Raw genomic sequence first — 22040 nt, 5'->3', positions numbered from 1 at the left:
TTACTTAAAAAACGAATATTTAATTAATGTCTTTAATGCATTTTTATGTAAACTTAACGGATACATTTTTACAATAAACATAGATTTTGAAAAATTACTTTTTTTACTTTTGTCAGAGATCATCAATTCTATTAGTTTATTTAAAAAGACTTTTTCTAACAATTTTATATCATTAAAATTTGGAATTTCTTTTAAGCTTTCCGTAATTTTTTTAATTTTATTATTTATACTAATAATCCAATTGAAATCGATTTTCTGATTAGTCAAACTTTTGGTAAAGAACTCTGACATCTCTTTCTGATTCTCATTTGAAATTTCTTCCGTAAAATTAGTGTACATTTTAGCGACACTTTTCTCCCAAAGTTCTTTTCTTTCTGTGTTAACTGCAATCTGATTTGTCAAACTTTCAGGATGTTTTCTATAGTGATATAAGCTTTTTTGAATTTGGGCATAACGGCTATGTAAAAGGGCTCGTAACCAAAAATCATAATCCTCAGTTAAGAAAAGATCTTCATTATATTCTTTGTTTCTTATAAACACCTCTTTTTTATAAAGAAAACAACAACTTATAAAATTACCAAATATGATATTTTCAATTCCAAGAAGTTCTACTTTTCTAATCTGACTTCCTATATCATCAATTAAAAAAAAATTACTGTAAACTATATCTACTTCTTTCTGTTGGATTTCATTTTTCATGATTTCCAAAGCATCTAGTTCATAATAATTATCATCACTTGTCCAAGTTATTAAATCACCGGTTGCCATTCGATGACCAATATTTAAACTTGCCGGTAGTTTTTTATTTTCTTTATTATCAATAATTATAATTCGATCATCTTTTTCCGCATATTGATTCATAATTTCCAACGAATCATCAGTAGAACAATCATTTACAATTATTAATTCGATATCTTTATGTGTTTGATTTAAACAGCTTTCTATAGAAGTAGCTAAATATTTTCTTCCATTATAAACTGGAAGTATGATAGATATTTTCAAAGTAAATCGTTTTTAAGTGCTTTTAATTAATCGCTTCCAAAAAATTAGATGATATTTTAAAAAAGGATCCAGATAAAATAATCTTCTCCAAATAGAAAATGCAATTTTATATTTTTTAAATCTTAAAGATTCATTGATAAACCATATCGCATTACTAATCTCTTGCTTTTTATTCCTTTTATTATCTTTATCATTTAGAGGTAAATATCTCTTATACAAATTATAAAAACGATAAGATGATTCAACCCATTCCTCTTTTATCGTTCCTAATGAAAAATGTTCGATCAGTATATCTTTAGTTGCAATTACTTTATAGCAATGTTTTTTATATTCGACTGAAATATTTAAATCATAATTATGAAATCCTACCATTTCTTTATTAAAAAATATTTTTGGATCTTTCCGCATTGCCATAAAAACACCGTCTACAGCTACCACTTCAACGTTATCTTCTTTTTCGAAACCGGAATTCCATATTTCAGAATCTTGATTGGGAATATGCTGAATTAGATATGTAATTTTATCTTCTTTAGGACATAACCACCATAAAGAAGGTAATTTTGTTTTAGATTTTGCTCCCGCAATTCCAATTAGACCTAAACTCTGATCTTCTTTAAAAAAATGATTGATTTTAATCCCCCATTCATTTGTATGAAAAAGAATATCATCATGTATTAAACACAAATAATCAAACGTACTCTTCTCTATTCCTAAATTGTAAGCTTCAAAAATAGAATATTTATTTTCAGAATTATCAATAACAATTAACTCAAACTCACAGCCAATTGTTTTCTTAATATTCTCAGAAAAGCTTTTATTAATAGCTTTCGTTCGTGAACATATAATTACTGAAATCATTTTAGAATTTTATCATCTATTATTTTAAAAAACTTAATCCAAAAAAACTTTTCTGTAAAAAGATTAAATATATATTTTCTGCTTTTTAATAAGTTCTGAACACCATTCCGGTAATTAATCGAGTTTTTTACCACATCAATATAGTTTCCAAAATATTCTTCATACACTAAATGATGCTTTTTATAAATTTCAAATAAAGTTTCAGCTGTTTTTTGTGAACTATTATACAAGTCTACATCTCTGGAAATTGTTTTTCTTCTGTAAAAAAAACCTAAATAATTTATTTTCTTAATTTTAGGGGAGCCGTTATATTTTGAAAATAAATTAATCCAAAATTCCCAATCTTCATTTCCGTAGATCAACTTTTCGTCATAACCACCTACTCTTAAAAAATCTTCTTTTTTATAAATAGCTGAACAATAAATACAATTATTAAGTAAGAAACTTTTAAAATTAAAATCAGGTAATTGCCATAACTCTTCTTTAGTTCCAAAAAAAAATGCATTGGCATATACTAAACATAAGGAATTATCATTCTCAAATTCACTGAGAGCCAGTTTAATATATTCACTTCCAATTTTATCATCTCCATCTAAAGGTAAGATATAATCACCTGTTGAATTTGCTATTCCAAAATTTCGTGCACTGCTTACACCTCCATTACTTTTATAATAGTACTTAAAACGATCATCTCTTAAAATCCACTTTTTCGCAATTTCTTCTGTATGGTCATGACTTCCATCATTAACGAGGATACATTCCCAGTTAGCATGGCTCTGACATAAAACAGATTCTAAAGCTTCATCTAGATATTGTGCCTGATTATAGCATGGAACGATTATAGAGACTAAAGGTTTTTTCATTATTTTTTATGGAAAATCATAGATTTTACAAATAGCTTAATTTCATCACGAAATTTTAATTTATTTATCCATTGCTTTTTAGTTTTCAAATACTGAAAATAATTTATTGGAGTATATTGATCTCTACGTAAGAAATAATCTCTAAATAAATTATTTTGAACTTCTGATAAATATTTTTCGAATCCTTCTTTTTGAAAGAATGAATTTCCATTGGCAATAATTAATTTATACTTAAGATTCTGAAACTCATTAATTTCTTTAAAAGAAAATACTTCTCTTCGTGAAACTATTTTCTTCAAAAAGCTTTGCATTTGGTGGTCGTCTTGTGGTAAGGCTAAATTATTTAATAAATTAATTTTAATCTCATTTGCAGCTTTTATTTGCTGATCATTTCTTTTTTGAGATACCTGAGCATCATGAACACGATAATCAAGTAAAACTTCTTGCAAATTATGAAGCTTACCTACTTTTAATAATCTTGTCCAGAGATCATAATCTTCAGCAGGCTCTTTATGTACATCATAAATTAAAGAAAACTTATCCAAATAACTTTTTCTTATCATTACTGTCGGATGCCCAATACAACAATCCCGAAGCATTGCCATTTTCATATCTTCATGCTTTTCAGGCACTTTAACAATTATATCTCTTCCAATAACTTTAAACAATGTGCCGCAAAGTGCTATATCTGGGTTTTGATCTAAAAAAGCAACTTGTTTAGCAAAGCGTTCAGGAAAACAAATATCGTCTCCATCCATTCTGGCAATGTATTGTCCTTTTGCAATTTCTAAACCATAATTCAAACTATTCGTATATCCCGAATTTCGCTCTTTTTCTATTAGCTTTATTCTGGAGTCTTCAATTTCTTTTACTAATGAAACTGTTGAATCTGAAGAAGCATCATCAATTATTATTAATTCAAAATCTGAAAAAGTCTGATTTAAAACGCTGTGAATCGCTTCCTTTATAAAAAGATCGCAATTATAAACAGGCATTAAAACTGTTATTTTGGGATTAGAAAACATTATTTCTTTTCATTTTCAAATAATTCGATATCAGATGCAACCATCTGTCTTACTATATCAGACAAATCAAATTTTGGTTGCCATCCTAAAACTGTTCTCGCTTTAGTAGAATCTCCAATTAATAAATCGACCTCAGTTGGTCTGTAATAATTCGGATCTACTTTTACAACTTCTTTTCCTATTTTAACATTATACTTAGGATTAGAAGAAGATTTTACGATTCCAACCTCATCTTCATTTTCTCCAACAAATTCTAATTCGATTCCACACTCTAAAAATGCCATACGAACAAATTCTCTTACTGGTGTAGTTTTTCCGGTAGAGATAACAAAATCATCTGGTGTTTCTTGTTGCAGAATTAACCACATTGCCTCAATGTAGTCTTTTGCATGCCCCCAATCACGTTGAGAATTTAAATTTCCTATGTATAAAACATCTTGTAGGCCCAACGCAATTTTAGCAGTTGCCATGGTTATCTTTCTGGTAACAAAAGTTTCACCTCGCAAAGGTGATTCATGATTAAACAAAATTCCGTTACAAGCAAACATATTATAAGCTTCGCGGTAATTTACCGTTATCCAGTATGCATAAATTTTTGCTACACCGTATGGCGATCGAGGATAAAATGGTGTTTTTTCATTTTGCGGTACTTCCTGAACTAAACCATACAATTCGGATGTAGACGCCTGATAAATTTTAGTAGTTTTGGAAAGACCTAAAATCCTAACGGCTTCTAATAATCTTAAGGAACCAAGACCATCAACATTAGCCACATACTCAGGAGTATCAAAACTTACTTTAACGTGTGACATCGCTCCCAAATTATATATTTCATCCGGTTGCACCTCTTGTATAATTCTTATCAAATTAGTAGCATCTGACAAATCGCCATAATGAAGAATAAATCTAACATTCTCTTCATGAATATCTCTAAATAAATGGTCAATACGCTGTGTATTAAAAGAAGATGCTCTTCTTTTTACACCATGAACTTCATATCCTTTTTCTAATAAAAATTCGGCTAAATATGCGCCATCTTGTCCTGTAACTCCAGTAATTAATGCCTTTTTCATTTTTATATTTTAAACCAATTTGTTGGAATTATATCTTCTGTATTTATTGAATTATCATTAAACCAGATTTCCGGGGCTACTACAATTTTATCCGGATTTTTATTAAGCCATGCTCCCCACCAACTAAAACTGCTATTAACAATAATATTATGTTTACAAGTAGCCATTAGTTTCAAATCTTCAAAATTGGTTGAAGCATCATTAAAATCGACAAAAATAGTTTCTCTTTTAGTTGAAAAATTTAGTTTTACCCAATCTATATCATCTGAAAAGACAAAAAAAACAGGATTTTCAACTTTACTTTCAATAATTTCTAAAGCTCTCTTGTAATATTCGTCTTTACTAGTATTGTGTAAAGGATTATTTAAGTAATCACCTCTTCTAAAATGAATTGAAACAGAATTTACAGACTCTATCTTCGCAATTGTATCCTTAGTTATTTTCTTTAAAGTTACCTTTATTTCAAAATCTTTACGAATCTCTTTTTCATGTTTCAAAAAATACTTTTCAGATTGAAAATATCCTTCCAAAAAAACAGGGTCTCCTTTTAAAGCACTCAAATTCGAATTATATCCAAAATCTGTTTCCTTGTACAGAATACTTTTTTTATACAAACGCTGTATTCTTCTTACGTATTTGTTTGGTTTCTTATAAATATTAGAAACAATATTGAAATTATTCAACGCATAGTTATGTAATTTATAACTTTCAAATTGTGAAATATCAATATATAGTTTTTGCTTTTTACTCTTCGCTAAAGATTTAGCTGCAGCATATTGAAATAATTGATTTCCTAAACCACCGACTAACTGAACTACAATCATCTATCTCTAACTAAATTCTCAATAATTACTAAATCACTTTCAAGAAGTTCAGGATAATTTCCACAATAAAAACCATTTGCATGCATCATATCTGCACCAGGCATTTTATACAACTCCTTTACATATTTTTTATAAAACGGCTGTTCTTGCATATTCCCAGCTATCATTGGTCTGATTTCAACACCTGCTTCTGTAAATTTATCTAAATAGTACTTTCTTAATTCTGGTGTTTTACATACAAATGGAAATGCAAATGTCGAAAGTCTTTTAATATGATCATGCTTTAGATAAAGAAAATCAGAATTAGCATTTAAAACATTTTCTATTCGTAAATAGTTTTGTTCTCTCTTATTAATATTTTCTTCTAAAAATTCCATCTGATATTGCCCTAAAAAACCTGTAATTTCAGTTGGTCTAAAATTATAACCCAGATCATAAAAAGTATATTTGGCTTGAAATTCTGATTCTATATTAAACTTATCTCTCCATTTTTTTTGTCCTTCAGCATTTAGATTTCTATCCCATCCATTAGCCCTTACAATTCTAAGCATTTCTGCAAAATCATCATTATCTGTACAAACCATCCCGCCTTCTATGGTTGACATGTGATGAGCAACAAAAAACGAAAAACTACCTCCGATTCCAAAATTACCTGTAGTACCTTCAGGAAGTTCAGTTCCTAATGACTCGCAATTATCTTCAATTAGAATGATATTTTTTTCATCACAAATTTGTTTTATAATATCTATATCGCCTGTAAATCCTAATATATTGGTTATGAAAAGAGCCTGTAAATCTGTATCTTTCAATCTTTCAATAAGATGATATGACATCGTATTTAATGTGTCTGGCTCACAATCAAGTGCAACAGGTATCATTCCTAATTGAATAATTGGCATTGTATTAGTCGACCACGTTAATGCTGAAAAAGCTACTTTATCTCCATCTTTTAGCTTTCCTAAATTCTTTAGTGCCTGCAGCATAGCCAGATTAGCACTACCTCCACTATTAAATAAGACTGCATGTTTACTCTTTTGATATTGAGCAAATTTGTTTTCAAACTTTTTACACTCAATATCCATACTAAGTCTTTCAGCATTAAGGATAAAGGTGGCTAAAGCTTTTTTAGTTTCTTCTTCTCTAAGAAATGCTTTTCTCATTAAAGGTATTTTCATTATTGTCTATTTTTATAACTTTCTATTACCTCTTCTATTCCTGCTTCTAATGATTTATTAGGCTTAAAGCCTTCGTTCTGCATGTTCGTTACATCCATGCACTTTTTAAGCATACCGTTTGGCTTCGTTTCATCCCATAAAATTTCTCCTGAATAACCAACTTTTATAGCTATGAGCTGTGCCAATTCTTTTATACTGATATCAATTCCGGGACCTACATTGATAAAATCCGGAGAATTATAGTTTTCGAAAAAAAACAAAATTGCTTTAGAAAAATCATCTACATGCAAAAACTCTCTTTTCGCAATTCCAGTTCCCCATAAAGTAATCGATTTTGCATTTTCTGTTTTAGCATCAACAAATCTCTTGACTAAAGAGGACAAAACGTGAGAATGATTTAAATCAAAAGTATCATTTGCCCCATACAAATTGCTAGGAATTAAACTAATTCCATTAAATCCGTATTGTTTATTATAATTTTCTAACAATTTGATACCCGTAATTTTTGCAATTGCATATCCTTCATTCGTTGGTTCTAATTTACCATCTAAAAGATATTCTTCTTTCATAGGTTGTGGTGAAGAAGCCGGATATATACAAGAACTTGCAATAAATACAAACTTTTTCACATTGTATTTATAAGCAGAATTTATGACATTTGCCTGCATCATCAAATTATCATACAAAAAAATAGCCGGATTATCGATATTAGCTTTAATACCTCCAACTTTTGCAGCAATGTGTATTACGTATTCTGGTCTTTCTTTATTAAAAAAATCATCAACTGCTTGTTGATTAACTAAATCTAAAGTTTGATGAGTTGTAGTAATAATATTTGAATATCCGCTTTCTTTAAAAAGTCTCAATACGACACTACCAAGCATTCCAGAATGCCCTGTCAAATAAATTTTAGAGGCTTTATTTATAATCTTTCCCAATTCTCCCATACAAATTCAAATTGATATGTCAATTTATGCGTTTTTGAAAGATTATTTTGAATTTCATTCATTCTTTCTTTTGCATTTTCAAATAAAAAATCATGAAATTGTACCTGAATATTTTTAAAAAAACCAATACAATCATGAACTATTAAAGACTCCAAAAGTTCATATTCTCCACCTTCAATATTAATTTTAATTAAGTCAACTTCTGTTATATTGTTTGCTTTTAAAAAATCTACTATTGATTTTAACTCTATTGTCTCTTTGGTTTCTCCCTCTAAAAAAATAGATGATGAGTTATCTGATAGCGATATTTGCAAACTTTCATCCTTTCCAGCCAATCCAAAATTGAAAGGTTGTATTTTTTTATTTTTAAGAAATTTATTTTCTATTATTTCAAAAAAATCTTTAATTGGCTCAAAAACATAAATATTTGAATTGTACTTACATAATATTTCAGCAGCAAATTCTCCTTTGTATCCTCCTACATCAAAAACAATTGAATCTGCATTTAATTCATAATCCAATCTTAATGTTTGATCTCCTTTTACAGCAAACCATGGCTGAACTCTATTATGCTGTAATAAATCATTGGGATTTATTACTTTTTTTTTCTCTTTGTAATTGATTAGAATTTTAAACGCCTTTTTTAATCTTGAAATCATTAGATTCTTTTTATTAATTTATATCAACTCTTTTGCCATTCCGGATTCAAAAAGAAAAGTCCTACTGACCTTGGCAGATTTCTAAAAGTATATTTTCCTCCATCCATAATTTGAAAGGACAATGCGTTTTCAATATTGTCAAATATCTGATGACCTGTCGTCGTACAACTAATAACAGTAATTGTATATATTCCTGGATAAAGTCTCAAGTCCTTTAGATTAACGGTGTATTCTTCTTGAAAAGAATTATGATTTATTTCGAAGTTTGAATCTCTTCCCATTATATGAAATATAGGTAATTCATCTGCAGACTTTATTTGAATTCCAACTTCAGATTTTACTTCTTTAGTATTATTTTGCAACTTAAATGAAATTACCAAATCGTCTCCGATAGAAAACTCCTGACATAAAACATTATTCTGATTTCGTATTTCCAAAGAAATAAACTCTAAGTTTCTACTCCCACTTCTAACTGTTTTTTCATCAAATAATATAAAAGAGTCCGTTGATTCATTTATGCTTAAATAATTATCTAAAGCCTGATCGACATCACCATCAAATTTAACCTTACCATTTTCAAGTACTATACCTCTAGTACACAAACTTTTTACTGCTGCCATGTTATGACTTACAAATAAAACAGTTCTACCTCCTGTCTTTGAAATATCCTGCATTTTACCAATTGCTTTTTTCTGAAATTCAGCATCACCAACTGCTAATACCTCATCAACAACAAGTATTTCGGGCTCTAAGAAAGCAGCTACGGCAAATGCCAAGCGAACTGTCATTCCACTGCTATACCTCTTTACTGGTGTGTCTACATAACGTTCGCAACCAGAAAACTCAATAATTTCATTAAGTTTTGAAGCAATTTCTTTTTTGGTCATTCCTAAAATAGCACCATTCAAAAAGATATTCTCACGTCCAGTCAATTCAGGATTAAACCCAGTTCCTACTTCAAGTAGTGACGCAATACGTCCTCCTGACTTTATACTTCCGGTAGTTGGTGCTGTTACTTTTGAAAGTAATTTTAAAAGGGTCGATTTCCCTGCACCATTCTTTCCTATAATTCCTAAAACCTCTCCACGTTGTACTTCAAAATTGATATCTTGTAATGCCCATACATAATCAGATGTTCCTTTTTTAGACCGGTCATTTGTATCACCAATTTTTAAATACGGATTTTCTTTACCTCGAATTTGATGCCACCATCTGTTCAAATCATGTGCTAATGTGCCTGTTCCTACCTGTCCTAAACGGTATTGCTTAGAGATATTTTCGGCTTTTAAAATTATATCTTTTTCCAATTTTAAATTATATATTTTGAGTGATTTAAAATGCATTAATTTTAAACTAAACTGTATCGATAAAACTTTTTTCAGTTTTATTGAAAATCAAAAGACCTACAAAAAATGCTAATATTGTAAATAGTAAAGTATATAATAATCCGGCAATAGAAATTTCTCCCACACTTAAAAGCATGTATCTCGAAGTCTGGATAATATAAGCCAACGGATTATATTCTACAAGCCATCCAAACTTAGGCAACTTTTCTTTAATTAATTCCATCGGATACATTACGGCCGATAAATACATGAGTAATTGTATTCCAAAGGTAATTAAATTGCTAAAATCACGGTATTTTGTAACCATTGAAGAAATGAGCATTCCCAAGCCAAGCCCTAAAATTCCCATTATGACAATTAAGACCGGAAAAAGTAATACCCATCCATTTAAACTTAAATCATAGCCCTGAATATAAAAATAACAATAAAAGGCTATAAAAATAGAAAACTGTATTCCGAACTTAATTAAATTTGAAATTACTACTGACAGCGGTGTAATAATTCTTGGAAAATAAACTTTACCAAAAATAGCCGCATTCGCCTTAAATGTATCTGATGTACCATTAAGGCATGCTGTGAAATAATTCCAAACTGTTATTCCTGCCAAATTAAACAAAAATGGAGGAACAGCACCTGTATTAATTCCAGCAACATTATTAAATATTATGGTAAATGTAACGGCTGTAAACAAAGGTTGGATCAAATACCAAAGCGGCCCTAAAACAGTTTGTTTGTAAACAGTAATAACATCTCGCTTTACAAAAAGAAATAGTAAGTCACGATATTGCCAAACTTCTTTAAGATTTAACGAAAAGAATTTATTTTTTGGTGTTATCTCAAACAGCCAATTATTAGAATTATTATTCATTATTTATACACTTACTACTAATTTCTTAAAAACCTTATTTGACAATAAAAATTAACAAGTCTTTTACTCGTTACAAAAAACTCTTAAAAGCAAAAAAGGCGTTTTTAAAAAAACACCTTTACTTTATACTATTTAAATAATGAAATGACAATTATTTATCTAAAACCTCAAAAGCTGAGTTCATACTTTTAAACTCTGGAACGATTTTCTTCATTTTAGCGACAATATCATCATTTTCATAAAAATCAGCAATACCAATCAATTCATCAATCTCGATATGCAAATTTTCGTATTCATCTTGTATCTCCTGAGCAATCATGATTTTATTATGATACGTTGGCAGTGTTTTAGAAGTATCATTTAATAATTCTTCATATAACTTTTCTCCAGGTCTTAGACCAACAATTTTTATTTTTATTTCTTTTTCAGGTATAAAACCTGCAAGCTTAATCATTTTTTTAGCTAAGTCAATAATTTTAACTGGTTTCCCCATGTCAAAAATATAGATCTCTCCTCCATTACCCATTGCTCCGGCTTCTAACACTAGCTGACAAGCTTCGGGAATGGTCATAAAATAACGAATAATATCCTGATGTGTAATTGTTACCGGACCGCCTTCTGCAATTTGTTTCGTAAATAAAGGAACCACAGATCCGTTAGAGCCTAATACATTTCCAAATCGAGTAGTAATAAATTTAGTTGCTCCTTCTACATTTTCACTCTGATTTTTCAAGAATAAAGATTGAACGTATTTTTCTGCAATTCTTTTGCTTGCTCCCATAACATTACTAGGGTTAACCGCTTTATCTGTTGATACCATAACAAATTTTTTGACATGATATTTACAAGATAAATCAGCTAAATTCTTAGTTCCTTTTATATTGGTTAAAATAGCTTGTGACGGATTTTCCTCCATTAATGGCACATGCTTATAAGCTGCAGCATGAAAAACAACATGTGGATTATGGCTCTTAAAAACTTTTTCCAATGCTTTTTTACTTCTTACATCTGCAATTACAGCAACAATTTTTGTTTCGCATGCTATGCTAAGCGTTTCTAAGCAAAGATTATGTAGAGGTGTCTCTGCATGGTCTAAAACAATAACCATTTTAGGATTGAATCCAAGTACTTGACGAACAATTTCACTTCCTATTGAACCTGCCGCTCCAGTAATTAGAATAGTTTTATCTTTTAACTGCTTAGAAATAGATTTACTATCTAGAACTATAGGCTTTCTTTCCAATAAATCTTCAATCTGAATATTCTTTACTTTTTGGGAAATTTCTTTTTGGTTTTCCCAATCTGAAATCAATGGAACAGTATAAACTCTATAGTTAAATTCTAAACATTGATCTACAATAATTAATTGTTCATCTTTAGACAAGCTCTTATCTGCTATAATTACACCTTCTGCTGCGACAGAACGCATTAACGCAGGTAATTTTTTTCGTAAAATCAAAATTGGCAAGTCAAGCATACGCTTGGATGCATTTTGATTGTTTTTATCGACAAAACCAACAATTTTAAAACGGGAAGGAGTTTCAAACTTTAGAGCGTTTGCTACTGAAATAGCATTTGCGTCAGTACCGTAAATAACTGTTCTAATAAGTTTAGAACTGGTTTTTTCAGAAAAATACAGTTCAAATGTTTGTTTTACTATAACACGGTATAAAAATAAACCACAGAAAGATAATACCAGATTAATAAAAAGCGCCGTATTTAAAAATGCTTTATGTCCTGCATATAATTCAAAAATCAAATTAAAAAACAGAAAAAACACCAAAACTGACATTTGAGAAAACAATAATTTTATTGCATCAATATACGATGAATGCCTAATAATTCCTGAATATGTCCTAAACAGCCAGAAGAAAAATATATTTATAAAGATTAAACTACCCACAAAATACCTATTGTGTGAAGTTATAATATAGCCTAATGCAGTACCTTCAAAGAGTAGATAGGTAAAGGTGAACGAAAATACCAAAACCATTATATCTATCGCAATAATAATCCATCTAGGCAAATAGCTTAGATTATTAATGGTGGTTCTTAAATTTCTTGGTGAAAAAAAATCATACAAGAAATTTGTTATTTTAGTTGGTTTATCTGTATCCAATTTAGCTTAATTTAATTTGCAACCGTCGTAATAGCCTACAAAAATACAAATTAAAGATTTAAAAAAATTATTTATGCCTGTATTAAATTTTAACCCCTTTTCTCTTTTGTTTTAAAAAGTCCATTAAATAGGTTCCATAACCAGATTTTAATAATGGTAATGCCAGTTTTTCAAGTTGTTCATCATTTATAAAACCTTGTCTCCATGCTATTTCCTCAATACAACCCACTTTCAATCCTTGTCTTTCTTCAAGAACCTGAACAAATTGACCTGCTTGCATTAAACTATTAAAAGTTCCTGTATCAAGCCATGCTGTTCCTCTACTTAAAATTCCAACTTTTAAAGATTCAAGCTCTAAATATACTTTATTTACATCTGTAATTTCATACTCTCCTCTTGCACTTGGCTTAATATTCTTTGCAATTTCAACTACTGAATTGTCATAAAAATATAGCCCCGGAACTGCAAAATTAGATTTTGGATCTTGTGGTTTTTCTTCAATCGAAATTGCTTTTAAATCCTCATCAAACTCCACAACACCATAACGTTCAGGATCTGACACATGATAAGCAAAGACTACTCCACCATTTGGTTTTGTATTTGATTTCAGTAGTTCCTGCATATTTGAACCAAAAAATATATTATCTCCTAAAATTAAGGCTACATCATCATTTCCAATAAACTCTTCCCCAATTACAAATGCCTGAGCTAATCCGTTTGGAATAGCCTGCTCAGCATAACTGAATTTACATCCTAAAGTTGAACCATCTCCCAATAATTTCTGAAAATTAGGCAAATCATGAGGTGTAGAAATAATAAGTATTTCACTTATACCAGCCATCATTAAAGTTGATAGTGGATAATAGATCATCGGTTTATCATACACCGGCATCATTTGTTTACTCATTGCAAGGGTCAAAGGATGCAAACGTGTACCAGAACCTCCTGCTAAAATAATTCCTTTCATAAAATTTTATTTTAAATATTATTTAGATTTCTCCACTAAAGTAATAAAGTAAATTATCAAAAATAATTTTTAGTTATACAAACATTTTTTTTAAGCTTTCCTTATAATCCGGAACCGCTATATTATAAATTGTTTTGATTTTTTTCTTATCCAATAATGAAAACTCTGGGCGTTTTGCCGGAGTAGGATATGATGCTGATGGAATTCCATTAACCTTACAAGAATATCCTCCTTGCTCTTTTATAGCCAATGCAAATTCATACCAAGATATTTCCCCTTCATTTGAATAGTTATAAATTCCCGGAATCCATTTTTGTGAATTTAAAATATCAATCATAGCCTTTGCAAGATCAGCAGCATAAGTAGGTGATCCTATCTGATCATTAACTACATTGATTGATTCTTTTTCCTGCATTAGACGTTGCATAGTCTTTACAAAGTTATTTCCAAATTTGCTATATACCCATGAAGTCCTTATTATAATTGAATCGGGATTTTCTTTTAAGCATGCTAACTCTCCTGTTGTCTTGCTTTTCCCATAAACATTTATAGGATTCGTTAGCGCATCTTCATTTAAAGCTATTGAAGAAGAGCCATCGAATACATAGTCTGTAGAAATATGAATTAATTTAACTTTATTTTCAAAACAATATTTTGCAATTACTTCAACCGCTGAATGATTTACAGTATAGGCTAATTCCTTTTCCACCTCTGCTTTATCAACCGCAGTATAAGCGCCACAATTAAAAACTACTGTAGGTTTTATATCATTTAATTGTATCTTAAGTAGGTTTAAATTATGTAGACTTATCATAATTCTGTCTGCAAAAACCCATTTATATTGAGGATAACTTGTAGATAAAACTCCTAATTCAGATCCTAATTGTCCGTTTGCACCGGTTACTAAAATTCTTTCCATTAAAACAGACTATTACAATTTTCAATTAAAGGTAGGACCTGATCTTTTTCAGAGACAATAGCTTCCTCTAAATTCATTCCCCAATCAATATTTAAAGATGGATCATCAAATTTGATTCCTCCTTCTGCTGCTTTATTATAAAATTGATCACATTTATACATTACAGAAGCTGTTTCACTTACAACAGAGAATCCATGTGCAAAACCTTGAGGAACTAATAATTGTTTTTTATTTTCTGCTGACAATAAAACACTAAATGCTTTCCCATAAGTAGGGGAATCTTTCCTTAAATCTACTGCGACATCTATAATTTCTCCTTCTAAAACACGTACTAACTTAGTTTGTGCAAAAGGTGGGTTTTGATAATGTAAACCTCTCAAAGTTCCTTTTTTCGAAAAAGATTGGTTATCCTGAACAAACTCAATGTTAATTCCTAAATCATTAAATTTTACTTTACTGTAAGATTCAAAAAAATAACCTCTTTCATCTCCAAAAACTGTTGGTTCAACAACAACTAAATCCTTTATAAATGTCTCTTCAATTCTCATATTAATAATATCTGTATTTTTATCTAATCAAAAAAAGCTATAATGACTTTTTCTATTCTTTTTTTATCTTCACTCGAAAGATTTGCTCCTGATGGTAAACACAATCCTTTCTCAAATAAATCTTCTGAAACTGTACATCCATAATAAGGATATTTTTCAAAAACAGGCTGCAGATGCATTGGTTTCCAAAGAGGGCGTGTTTCTATATCAGCTTGATCAAAAGCTATTCTTAAATTTTCTCTCGATACGTTTTTTCCTTTATTTGTATCTATTAAAATAGTATTTAACCAATAATTTGAATAATAATAATTGCTACTAGCTTCAAACAGCTTTACTCCTTCAATATCTTTTAGAAGCTCTTTATAAAACAAATGATTCTCCCTTCTGGCAACTATATTTCGATTTAAAATTTGAATTTGTCCAAGACCAATGCCTGCACAAATATTACTCATTCTGTAATTGTAACCTATTTCGCTATGCTCATAGTGCACTGTATTATTTTTTGATTGCGTAGCATAAAACTTTGCTTTTTCTTTTAAATCATTCGATTTGGAAATTAAAGCTCCTCCACTAGATGTTGTAATTATTTTATTTCCATTAAAAGAAAGAATACTAAATGTTCCAAAAGTTCCGCACTTATTACCTTTATAATTGCTACCTAGAGCCTCAGCACTATCTTCGATAACAGGGATTTCATATCGATCTGCAATAGCATGAATTTCATCTACTTTATAAGGCATTCCATATAAATGCACCGCTATTATTGCTTTAGGTTTTTTACCTTTTTGAATTCTATCGACAATAGCATTTTCTAAATATTCGGGGCAAATATTCCATGTATCTAATTCACTATCTACAAAAACTGGAGTTGCACCTTGATATATAATGGGATTTGCTGATGCCGAAAAAGTCATGCTTTGACAAATGACCTCATCTCCAGCTTTTATTCCTAAAAGAATCAATGCTAAGTGGATTGCTGATGTACCAGAATTTAAAGCTGTTACTAAAAATTCATTATCGAAGTAGTTTTCTAACTTATTTTCAAATTCATCAACATTCGGACCTCCAGATGTAATCCAACTTGAATCTAAAGCTTCCTGAATATATTTTTGTTCCAGTCCACTTTGTTGAGAGAGCGACAAAAAAATTCTTCTACTACTCATTAATTTTCCAATAATCTGAATCGAATCTAACATCATCTTCCTTAACATCAGACAACGGTAGTGTTGAAAAAGAAATTAACTTTGAATTCGCTTCCAATGATTCTATAGCATTGGCATAACCTGCCGGGATATGAACTATTTTGCTATCTGAATGAGAAACAAAAATTGTTTCAATTTGTAAACCTTGTGATGGATTATCCCAGTTATCAATTTTTACAAAATGAATTTTAAATGATCCATTAAGACAATAGAAATTTTTAGCATCTAATTTATGTCCTTGCCAAGCACGAATGGGATTCTCATCAGAATTACTAATAATATAAAACCGTTCTATATTCGTAAAACTGAAATCATTTACATAAGAAATAGTACCTCTATGATCTGTAAAACTTCCTCCTTGAATTATTTCCGCATTCATTAATTTAATTTTAAATTATTCTTCTTTAATAAATAAAATTTCGAACAGTATATTATAATCAAAAATATAATTATGGTAAATAATAACAGTATATCATTAATTTTCTGATAAGACAAAATGACCAAAATCGAAATCAGAGTTTGGGCTATAGCATAAATTAAAGAAACTAGTCGATGTTGAATCTTATATTCATTACTTAAAACCTGATATAAGTGTAAACGATGTGCCTCAAAAATATTCTGTTTCAAATATAATCGATGCACTATTGTACAAATAGCATCTGCTCCATAAACTGATAAAAATAAAAGCCAAACTAATGAATTTGTTTTTAAGATAAGTTTCAGTACCAAAAAAATAATCCAAAAAGCAATGGCTATACTTCCAATATCACCTGCAAAACATTTTGCTTTTTTTCTGTAATTAAAAAACAAGAAAACCAAACTTGCAATGATAGCATACTTAATGAAGACCGCATCAATAAAAAACTGAATATATTTATTAACGTATAAAAAAGACCCCATTACTGCCAAGGTATATAATCCGGTTATACCATTTATGCCATCCATAAAATTATAAGCATTGATCAATCCTATCGCTAATATGTATGTGATAATAATGCTGTAAAGAGGTATTAAATTAAATAGATTTAAATCATAAAAAATTATTGTAATCGCTATAAAATGAATTGAAATTCTAATTTTATTCGACAAGCTTTGAACATCATCCCAAAAACTAACAAAACTAACCAAGGTAATTCCTGTAAAGAAAAAATAATTTGCTTCAACATTCTGTATAAAATACAAAAGTGATGCAAACCAAAAAATGATACCGCCTCCTCTTAAAGTAATTTCAGTATGCGAGCTTCTTTCATTTGGCTTATCAATGATATTAAAATGATTTGCTACTATAAAATATAGTAACATGATAATCATTAAAAGCATTCCTAATATTGTATATTGCATTTATTTGAATATGATATTTTTAATTTTTAGTTAAAAAGAATGTTACTATATTTTTTCATTTTTCAGATAACTCAAAACTGATTCCGGTTTCCAGTTTAATAATTTTCGTGCTTTTGAATCATCAAAAGTTAAATCTGATGTTATTTTTTGAACTTTTTTAGAATTAATAGGTGCTTTGTCACCTAAAATATCTCCTATTTTTCCAAACATTTTTGCTACAAAAAAAGGCAAATTAATTTGTTGCTTATTACTTTTAGATATCGCAAAACTTAAATCTTTAAAATTAGGATGAACTCCATCTGTCAAATTATATACTCCTCCAATTGGTGCTACTTGCGATATAAAAACAGCTACATCTTTTGCCAAAACCATACTTTTTTTTGCTATACCTCCACCAATATTAAAGTAATAACCTTTGTTAATGGCTTTTACCATTGCCCCTAGATTACCAGGAGCGTCTTTGCCAACTAATAGTGGTAATCTTAATATAGTAAACACAACGTTATTAGAACGACACCATTCCTCTACATGTTTTTCAGCTTCAATTTTACTTACTCCGTAAGGATCCTTTGCTTGCAATGGATGATCTTCATCTATACTTGTCCCTATCTCCCGGCCATATACAGAAACGGAACTAATAAACACAAAACTCTTAGGTAAACCAGATTTTTCAAGTCCTTTCAGCAAATTTAAAGTTCCAGTAACATTAACATCATGAAATTGTTTTTTATCCTCTTCAGTTTTAGGAACACTATGTGCTTTTCCTGCTGAATGAATTACTAAATCAAAACTTTTTATAAAATTTGGCACTTCATTTTCTAATGACACATTATAATTACAACCAGATCTAGATAAAGTAGTGAAATCATTGTCTTTATCTAATTCCATTTTTATAATATTTCCTAAAAAACCATTTGAACCTACTAATAATATATTCATAGACTATAATAATTGTATTTAATTACTCCTCTTTTTGTAACCAATCAAACGAATTGGTATCGAAAAATAACTCTTCGAGCCAACCGGATATTGACATTTTATGATACAATCTTTCATTTATATCAATAAAAGGTAAATTAAAAAACTGATCATTTAGAATAATTTCATTTCTATCTATAACATAAATATTATTTTCATTAAAAAAAGGATATTTTTTTATGTCTTTATTTGTTGTCATGATTTTCTTTCCGCTACCAAGTGCCTCAAAAACTCTCATTGTTAATCCTCTTTGATTAGGATGATTTACGTCTAAAATTACTTTTGATTGTCTATATAAATCCAATATTTGTTTATGTTTTAAACTAAAGAAAGAAATTTTATTATATTTAAATTTTTGAAAAGATGAGTCAAATAATTTAAAAAACAAGAAAACAAGTCTACTAGGAGAATAATAAAACATAAAACTTTTAAGTTTTTTATCTTCACACCATTGGCTAATTTTTTCGCCTATAATATATCTATCAGAATGAGCTGTTCCAATAAACAGTAAATCATACTTTATTTTACTAACATTATCTGCTTTATAATAATCATCTGAAAAAAATAGCGGCCTAAAACTTAAATTATAAAGCTTTGAATCTTGATTATCAAAAGTATATTTTTTATCAAAATTTTTTAAAACATCAAGGCCATTTGGATTATTTTCAAACGAATCAAAAGTATAATAAAGAAATATAATTCCGGGATTTAAATCTTTTAACTTATCTATAAAGTACTGTGGAACAACTTCGCCTTTTATTAAAAAAAAATAATCATATTTAATATTTTTTATTTTTTCTAAAATACCATTGTAATATTTGGAAATCTTTAAATTATAAAAGTCTCTCTTAAATCGAATTATTCCTTTTGTAAAAATTGAGTTACTTGGTCTCTCATCATAGTAATCAACGATAGCACCTAAAGATCGCAATTTATCTGCAATAATATTTTCGTAGTTAAATAGTTTTACCGATAGAAAAAGTATTCTCTTACCATTAAATTTTTTATCCTTCATCACTTCAGTAACCCTTTCTTCTTCATTTCTTCCAAAGACTTGCTCAATTTATCTTCTTGAATTTCCTGTTCTAATACCCAAGATGAAAACTTTTCTATCCCTTCTTTGAAATAAACCTTAGGCTGAAAATCTAAAATAGCTTTAATCTTGCTTAAATCAGCATAATTATGCCTAATATCACCCAATCGAAATCTACCTGTTATTTCTATTGGAACATCTATATTATACGCTTCAATCAGTGAATTTGCAACTTCAACAACATCTATTGCAACTCCAGTCCCAACATTAAATACATGTCCATTTGCTTCTTTTTTTTCAATTCCTAGAATTGTAGCTTCTACCACATCATCAATAAAAACAAAATCCCTTGATTCTTTTCCATCCTCAAAAATTTGAATAGCGTTGTGATTTCTAATCTGAGTAGAAAAAATAGATAAAATTCCTGTATATGGATTTGATAGTGATTGACCTGGCCCATAAACATTTTGGTATCTAAATGCTACTGAATCAATCCCTAAAGTAGGACAAACAGTCATTATCATTTGCTCTTGATTTTGCTTTGTAATACCATAAACAGAAGATGGATGAATTTTAGATTCTTCATCAGTAGCCAATAATTCAAGTACTACATTATCTGAGTAAGTAAGTTCAAAATTGCCATTAAGCATTTCAATTTCTTTTCTATGTGACGGATATACAACTCCTAATTTTGAATGCTTATATTTTCCTTCTCCATAAATAGAACGAGAGGAAGCAATGATAATCTTTTCTACTGAGTGTTTGCTATTTGCCAAAATATCCAGCATAATTGCTGTTCCCTGAATATTTACTTCAGTATATTTTTCAATACAATACATAGATTGACCAGTACCTGTTTCTGCAGCAAAATGTACAATTATGTGCTGATTCCTTAAGGCATTCTCCCAATCTTCTCTAGATGTAACTGTACCTTTTAAAAACTTAACTTTATCCTTTATTCTTCTAAATAATGGAGAAGTAACCTCAGGATTTTCTCCATGTATTTGTTCTGAAAGATTATCTAAAACCGTAATTTCATATCCTTTTTCGATAAGTTTCATTGCTAGATTACTACCAATAAACCCTGCTCCTCCAGTTATTAGAATATTTTTCATTATTTTATTTTTATACATTTATTAATTTTAGATTACATTTTAAGAATTGCAACAATGTTTTATTAATTTATATCTATATTTAGTATCTTCTATTTATTATATAATTCCTCATAAAACTCTTTTGTTTTATCATATGTCTCATTCCAACTAAATTGTTTTGACTTTTCAAAGCCTAAATCAATTGTTTCACTTCTCAAATTACTATTTATCGATAATTCTTGCATCTTTTTAAATATTAATTGTGGAGTTGGATTATTTATAGCCAAATACATATTTCCAATTACCTCGGGAATAGAAGATGAATTTGTTGTAATAACAGGGCATCCAGCTTTTTGAGCTTCAACAACTGGAATTCCAAATCCCTCATATAAAGAAGGGTAAAGCAAAAAAAGTGCTTTATTATAATAATAATTTAAATCTTGAACTTCAACTCCCAACAAAATAGAAAATTTTCCTAATCCTAACTTATTTTTAAGAAAATTACACTCTAAATCTGATAAGATTCCTCCTCCAATCATTACAAGAGGAATATTTGCCAACATACAAGCTTCTACTGCCATGGCAAAATTTTTATAGGCACTTTTTCTATCTCCTACATATATTGCATATTCATAATCTTTAAAAGGGTGTTTTTTATCAAAAATAACATCCTTAGCTAATGGTTTAAAGTCTTCGTCAACACCATTGTAAATAACTTTAATTTTTTTGGGATCAATGTGTGGTAAAAAATTTAGCAAATCCTTTTTAGTACTTTCTGAAATACAAATAATACCATCTGAACTATTTATGGCTAGGTTCTTTTGCCATGTATGTACTTTTTGTGAAAGTCCTGATATAAAATGCTCATAGGTAAAATCATGAACTGTTGTAACATTAATACTATTTTTACCCTTTTCAACTCTATAATAAGACGAATGAAATAAATGTTTATCAGTTACTTTTGAATTTAGATTCAAATAACGATTGAGTTTAATAAATTGTTTACTCTTTACATCTATTAATTCATTATCTATCGATAAATGTTTTCTAAAAAAATTTAAATCCGCATTTTCATATTCTAAGAATTGACATTGAAAATCCCTATCTTTCAATATTCTTTCTATGTGCTGCTGCCATACAACAGATGCACCTCCACTTTTCTGTAGTGAAAAAATTATATTATCTAATAATATATTCAT

At 29.2% G+C, this 22040-nt stretch carries 22 protein-coding genes; all 22 read right to left on the bottom strand.

The genetic code is table 11. From position 1 onward, the window contains the following. Positions 1-1002, bottom strand: coding sequence for a glycosyltransferase family 2 protein (locus B0A66_RS10625; protein WP_089049809.1), 1002 nt, complete (start codon positions 1000-1002; stop codon positions 1-3). A 12-nt stretch (positions 1003-1014) separates the two neighbouring features. Next, complete coding sequence (locus B0A66_RS10620; protein WP_089049808.1) at positions 1015-1860, bottom strand: glycosyltransferase; 846 nt, start codon at positions 1858-1860, stop codon at positions 1015-1017. Beyond that, positions 1857-2723, bottom strand: coding sequence for a glycosyltransferase family 2 protein (locus B0A66_RS10615; protein ID WP_089049807.1), 867 nt, complete (start codon positions 2721-2723; stop codon positions 1857-1859). Before B0A66_RS10615 ends, B0A66_RS10620 begins: the two co-directional genes overlap by 4 nt. Beyond that, positions 2723-3748 carry a glycosyltransferase family 2 protein gene (locus B0A66_RS10610; protein ID WP_089049806.1) on the bottom strand — a complete coding sequence of 342 codons (1026 nt, stop codon included), beginning with the start codon at positions 3746-3748 and terminating at the stop codon, positions 2723-2725. The genes B0A66_RS10615 and B0A66_RS10610 overlap by 1 nt, the downstream gene beginning before the upstream one ends. Next, positions 3748-4821, bottom strand: a complete 1074-nt coding sequence (gmd, locus tag B0A66_RS10605) for a GDP-mannose 4,6-dehydratase (protein WP_089049805.1) — start codon at positions 4819-4821, stop codon at positions 3748-3750. Before gmd ends, B0A66_RS10610 begins: the two co-directional genes overlap by 1 nt. Positions 4822-4823: 2 nt before the next feature. Next, the gene (locus B0A66_RS10600) at positions 4824-5645 is read right to left on the bottom strand and encodes an alpha-1,2-fucosyltransferase (protein WP_089049804.1); all 822 of its coding nucleotides are present in this window, start codon (positions 5643-5645) and stop codon (positions 4824-4826) included. Further along, a complete protein-coding gene (locus B0A66_RS10595; RefSeq protein ID WP_244283429.1) occupies positions 5642-6820 on the bottom strand; it encodes a DegT/DnrJ/EryC1/StrS family aminotransferase in 1179 nt (392 codons plus the stop codon). Before B0A66_RS10595 ends, B0A66_RS10600 begins: the two co-directional genes overlap by 4 nt. Continuing rightward, positions 6820-7767 (bottom strand): GDP-L-fucose synthase family protein, encoded by a 948-nt coding sequence (locus tag B0A66_RS10590; protein ID WP_244283427.1) that lies wholly within the window; start codon positions 7765-7767, stop codon positions 6820-6822. Before B0A66_RS10590 ends, B0A66_RS10595 begins: the two co-directional genes overlap by 1 nt. Then, positions 7743-8426 (bottom strand): FkbM family methyltransferase, encoded by a 684-nt coding sequence (locus B0A66_RS10585; protein WP_089049803.1) that lies wholly within the window; start codon positions 8424-8426, stop codon positions 7743-7745. The genes B0A66_RS10590 and B0A66_RS10585 overlap by 25 nt, the downstream gene beginning before the upstream one ends. Positions 8427-8449: 23 nt before the next feature. Continuing rightward, positions 8450-9769: an ABC transporter ATP-binding protein gene (locus tag B0A66_RS10580; RefSeq protein WP_089049802.1), complete on the bottom strand. Its 1320-nt coding sequence runs from the start codon at positions 9767-9769 to the stop codon at positions 8450-8452. Positions 9770-9779: 10 nt separating this feature from the next. Next, the gene (locus B0A66_RS10575; RefSeq protein WP_089049801.1) at positions 9780-10640 is read right to left on the bottom strand and encodes an ABC transporter permease; all 861 of its coding nucleotides are present in this window, start codon (positions 10638-10640) and stop codon (positions 9780-9782) included. A gap of 151 nt (positions 10641-10791) precedes the next feature. Further along, the gene (locus B0A66_RS10570; RefSeq protein WP_089049800.1) at positions 10792-12759 is read right to left on the bottom strand and encodes a polysaccharide biosynthesis protein; all 1968 of its coding nucleotides are present in this window, start codon (positions 12757-12759) and stop codon (positions 10792-10794) included. Positions 12760-12841: 82 nt separating this feature from the next. Next, complete coding sequence (gene rfbA, locus B0A66_RS10565) at positions 12842-13726, bottom strand: glucose-1-phosphate thymidylyltransferase RfbA (protein WP_089049799.1); 885 nt, start codon at positions 13724-13726, stop codon at positions 12842-12844. A gap of 73 nt (positions 13727-13799) precedes the next feature. Further along, the gene (gene rfbD, locus B0A66_RS10560) at positions 13800-14645 is read right to left on the bottom strand and encodes a dTDP-4-dehydrorhamnose reductase (protein ID WP_089049798.1); all 846 of its coding nucleotides are present in this window, start codon (positions 14643-14645) and stop codon (positions 13800-13802) included. Continuing rightward, positions 14645-15193 (bottom strand): dTDP-4-dehydrorhamnose 3,5-epimerase, encoded by a 549-nt coding sequence (rfbC, locus tag B0A66_RS10555; RefSeq protein WP_089049797.1) that lies wholly within the window; start codon positions 15191-15193, stop codon positions 14645-14647. Before rfbC ends, rfbD begins: the two co-directional genes overlap by 1 nt. 23 nt (positions 15194-15216) lie before the next feature. Beyond that, complete coding sequence (locus tag B0A66_RS10550; RefSeq protein ID WP_089049859.1) at positions 15217-16356, bottom strand: DegT/DnrJ/EryC1/StrS family aminotransferase; 1140 nt, start codon at positions 16354-16356, stop codon at positions 15217-15219. Continuing rightward, positions 16349-16774, bottom strand: coding sequence for a WxcM-like domain-containing protein (locus B0A66_RS10545; protein WP_089049796.1), 426 nt, complete (start codon positions 16772-16774; stop codon positions 16349-16351). The genes B0A66_RS10550 and B0A66_RS10545 overlap by 8 nt, the downstream gene beginning before the upstream one ends. Next, positions 16774-17736 (bottom strand): MraY family glycosyltransferase, encoded by a 963-nt coding sequence (locus B0A66_RS10540; protein ID WP_089049795.1) that lies wholly within the window; start codon positions 17734-17736, stop codon positions 16774-16776. The genes B0A66_RS10545 and B0A66_RS10540 overlap by 1 nt, the downstream gene beginning before the upstream one ends. A gap of 45 nt (positions 17737-17781) precedes the next feature. Then, positions 17782-18675: an NAD-dependent epimerase/dehydratase family protein gene (locus B0A66_RS10535; RefSeq protein ID WP_089049794.1), complete on the bottom strand. Its 894-nt coding sequence runs from the start codon at positions 18673-18675 to the stop codon at positions 17782-17784. Positions 18676-18697: 22 nt separating this feature from the next. Then, complete coding sequence (locus B0A66_RS10530; protein WP_089049793.1) at positions 18698-19729, bottom strand: CgeB family protein; 1032 nt, start codon at positions 19727-19729, stop codon at positions 18698-18700. After that, complete coding sequence (locus B0A66_RS10525) at positions 19729-20862, bottom strand: NAD-dependent epimerase/dehydratase family protein (protein WP_089049858.1); 1134 nt, start codon at positions 20860-20862, stop codon at positions 19729-19731. Before B0A66_RS10525 ends, B0A66_RS10530 begins: the two co-directional genes overlap by 1 nt. Before the next feature lie 89 nt (positions 20863-20951). After that, positions 20952-22040, bottom strand: coding sequence for a glycosyltransferase family 4 protein (locus B0A66_RS10520; RefSeq protein WP_089049792.1), 1089 nt, complete (start codon positions 22038-22040; stop codon positions 20952-20954).

It is taken from the genome of Flavobacterium hercynium, from assembly GCF_002217285.1.
GTDB classification, from domain to species: Bacteria; Bacteroidota; Bacteroidia; order Flavobacteriales; family Flavobacteriaceae; genus Flavobacterium; species Flavobacterium hercynium.
The sequence above is the reverse complement of the archived record's forward strand: the minus strand, read 5'-3'. Positions and strand labels throughout refer to the sequence as shown.

Excerpts from the sequence above, each read along its gene's own strand:
- B0A66_RS10600 (WP_089049804.1), bottom strand. The coding sequence starts at position 5,645 with ATGATTGTAGTTCAGTTAGTCGGTGGTTTAGGAAATCAATTATTTCAA.
- rfbA (WP_089049799.1), bottom strand. The coding sequence starts at position 13,726 with ATGAAAGGAATTATTTTAGCAGGAGGTTCTGGTACACGTTTGCATCCT.
- gmd (WP_089049805.1), bottom strand. The coding sequence starts at position 4,821 with ATGAAAAAGGCATTAATTACTGGAGTTACAGGACAAGATGGCGCATAT.
- B0A66_RS10585 (WP_089049803.1), bottom strand. The coding sequence starts at position 8,426 with ATGATTTCAAGATTAAAAAAGGCGTTTAAAATTCTAATCAATTACAAA.
- B0A66_RS10595 (WP_244283429.1), bottom strand. The coding sequence starts at position 6,820 with ATGAAAATACCTTTAATGAGAAAAGCATTTCTTAGAGAAGAAGAAACT.
- B0A66_RS10525 (WP_089049858.1), bottom strand. The coding sequence starts at position 20,862 with ATGAAAAATATTCTAATAACTGGAGGAGCAGGGTTTATTGGTAGTAAT.
- B0A66_RS10520 (WP_089049792.1), bottom strand. The coding sequence starts at position 22,040 with ATGAATATATTATTAGATAATATAATTTTTTCACTACAGAAAAGTGGA.
- rfbC (WP_089049797.1), bottom strand. The coding sequence starts at position 15,193 with ATGAGAATTGAAGAGACATTTATAAAGGATTTAGTTGTTGTTGAACCA.
- rfbD (WP_089049798.1), bottom strand. The coding sequence starts at position 14,645 with ATGGAAAGAATTTTAGTAACCGGTGCAAACGGACAATTAGGATCTGAA.
- B0A66_RS10615 (WP_089049807.1), bottom strand. The coding sequence starts at position 2,723 with ATGAAAAAACCTTTAGTCTCTATAATCGTTCCATGCTATAATCAGGCA.
- B0A66_RS10530 (WP_089049793.1), bottom strand. The coding sequence starts at position 19,729 with ATGAAGGATAAAAAATTTAATGGTAAGAGAATACTTTTTCTATCGGTA.
- B0A66_RS10545 (WP_089049796.1), bottom strand. The coding sequence starts at position 16,774 with ATGAATGCGGAAATAATTCAAGGAGGAAGTTTTACAGATCATAGAGGT.
- B0A66_RS10580 (WP_089049802.1), bottom strand. The coding sequence starts at position 9,769 with ATGCATTTTAAATCACTCAAAATATATAATTTAAAATTGGAAAAAGAT.
- B0A66_RS10610 (WP_089049806.1), bottom strand. The coding sequence starts at position 3,748 with ATGTTTTCTAATCCCAAAATAACAGTTTTAATGCCTGTTTATAATTGC.
- B0A66_RS10550 (WP_089049859.1), bottom strand. The coding sequence starts at position 16,356 with ATGAGTAGTAGAAGAATTTTTTTGTCGCTCTCTCAACAAAGTGGACTG.
- B0A66_RS10620 (WP_089049808.1), bottom strand. The coding sequence starts at position 1,860 with ATGATTTCAGTAATTATATGTTCACGAACGAAAGCTATTAATAAAAGC.
- B0A66_RS10535 (WP_089049794.1), bottom strand. The coding sequence starts at position 18,675 with ATGAATATATTATTAGTAGGTTCAAATGGTTTTTTAGGAAATATTATA.
- B0A66_RS10540 (WP_089049795.1), bottom strand. The coding sequence starts at position 17,736 with ATGCAATATACAATATTAGGAATGCTTTTAATGATTATCATGTTACTA.
- B0A66_RS10575 (WP_089049801.1), bottom strand. The coding sequence starts at position 10,640 with ATGAATAATAATTCTAATAATTGGCTGTTTGAGATAACACCAAAAAAT.
- B0A66_RS10590 (WP_244283427.1), bottom strand. The coding sequence starts at position 7,767 with ATGGGAGAATTGGGAAAGATTATAAATAAAGCCTCTAAAATTTATTTG.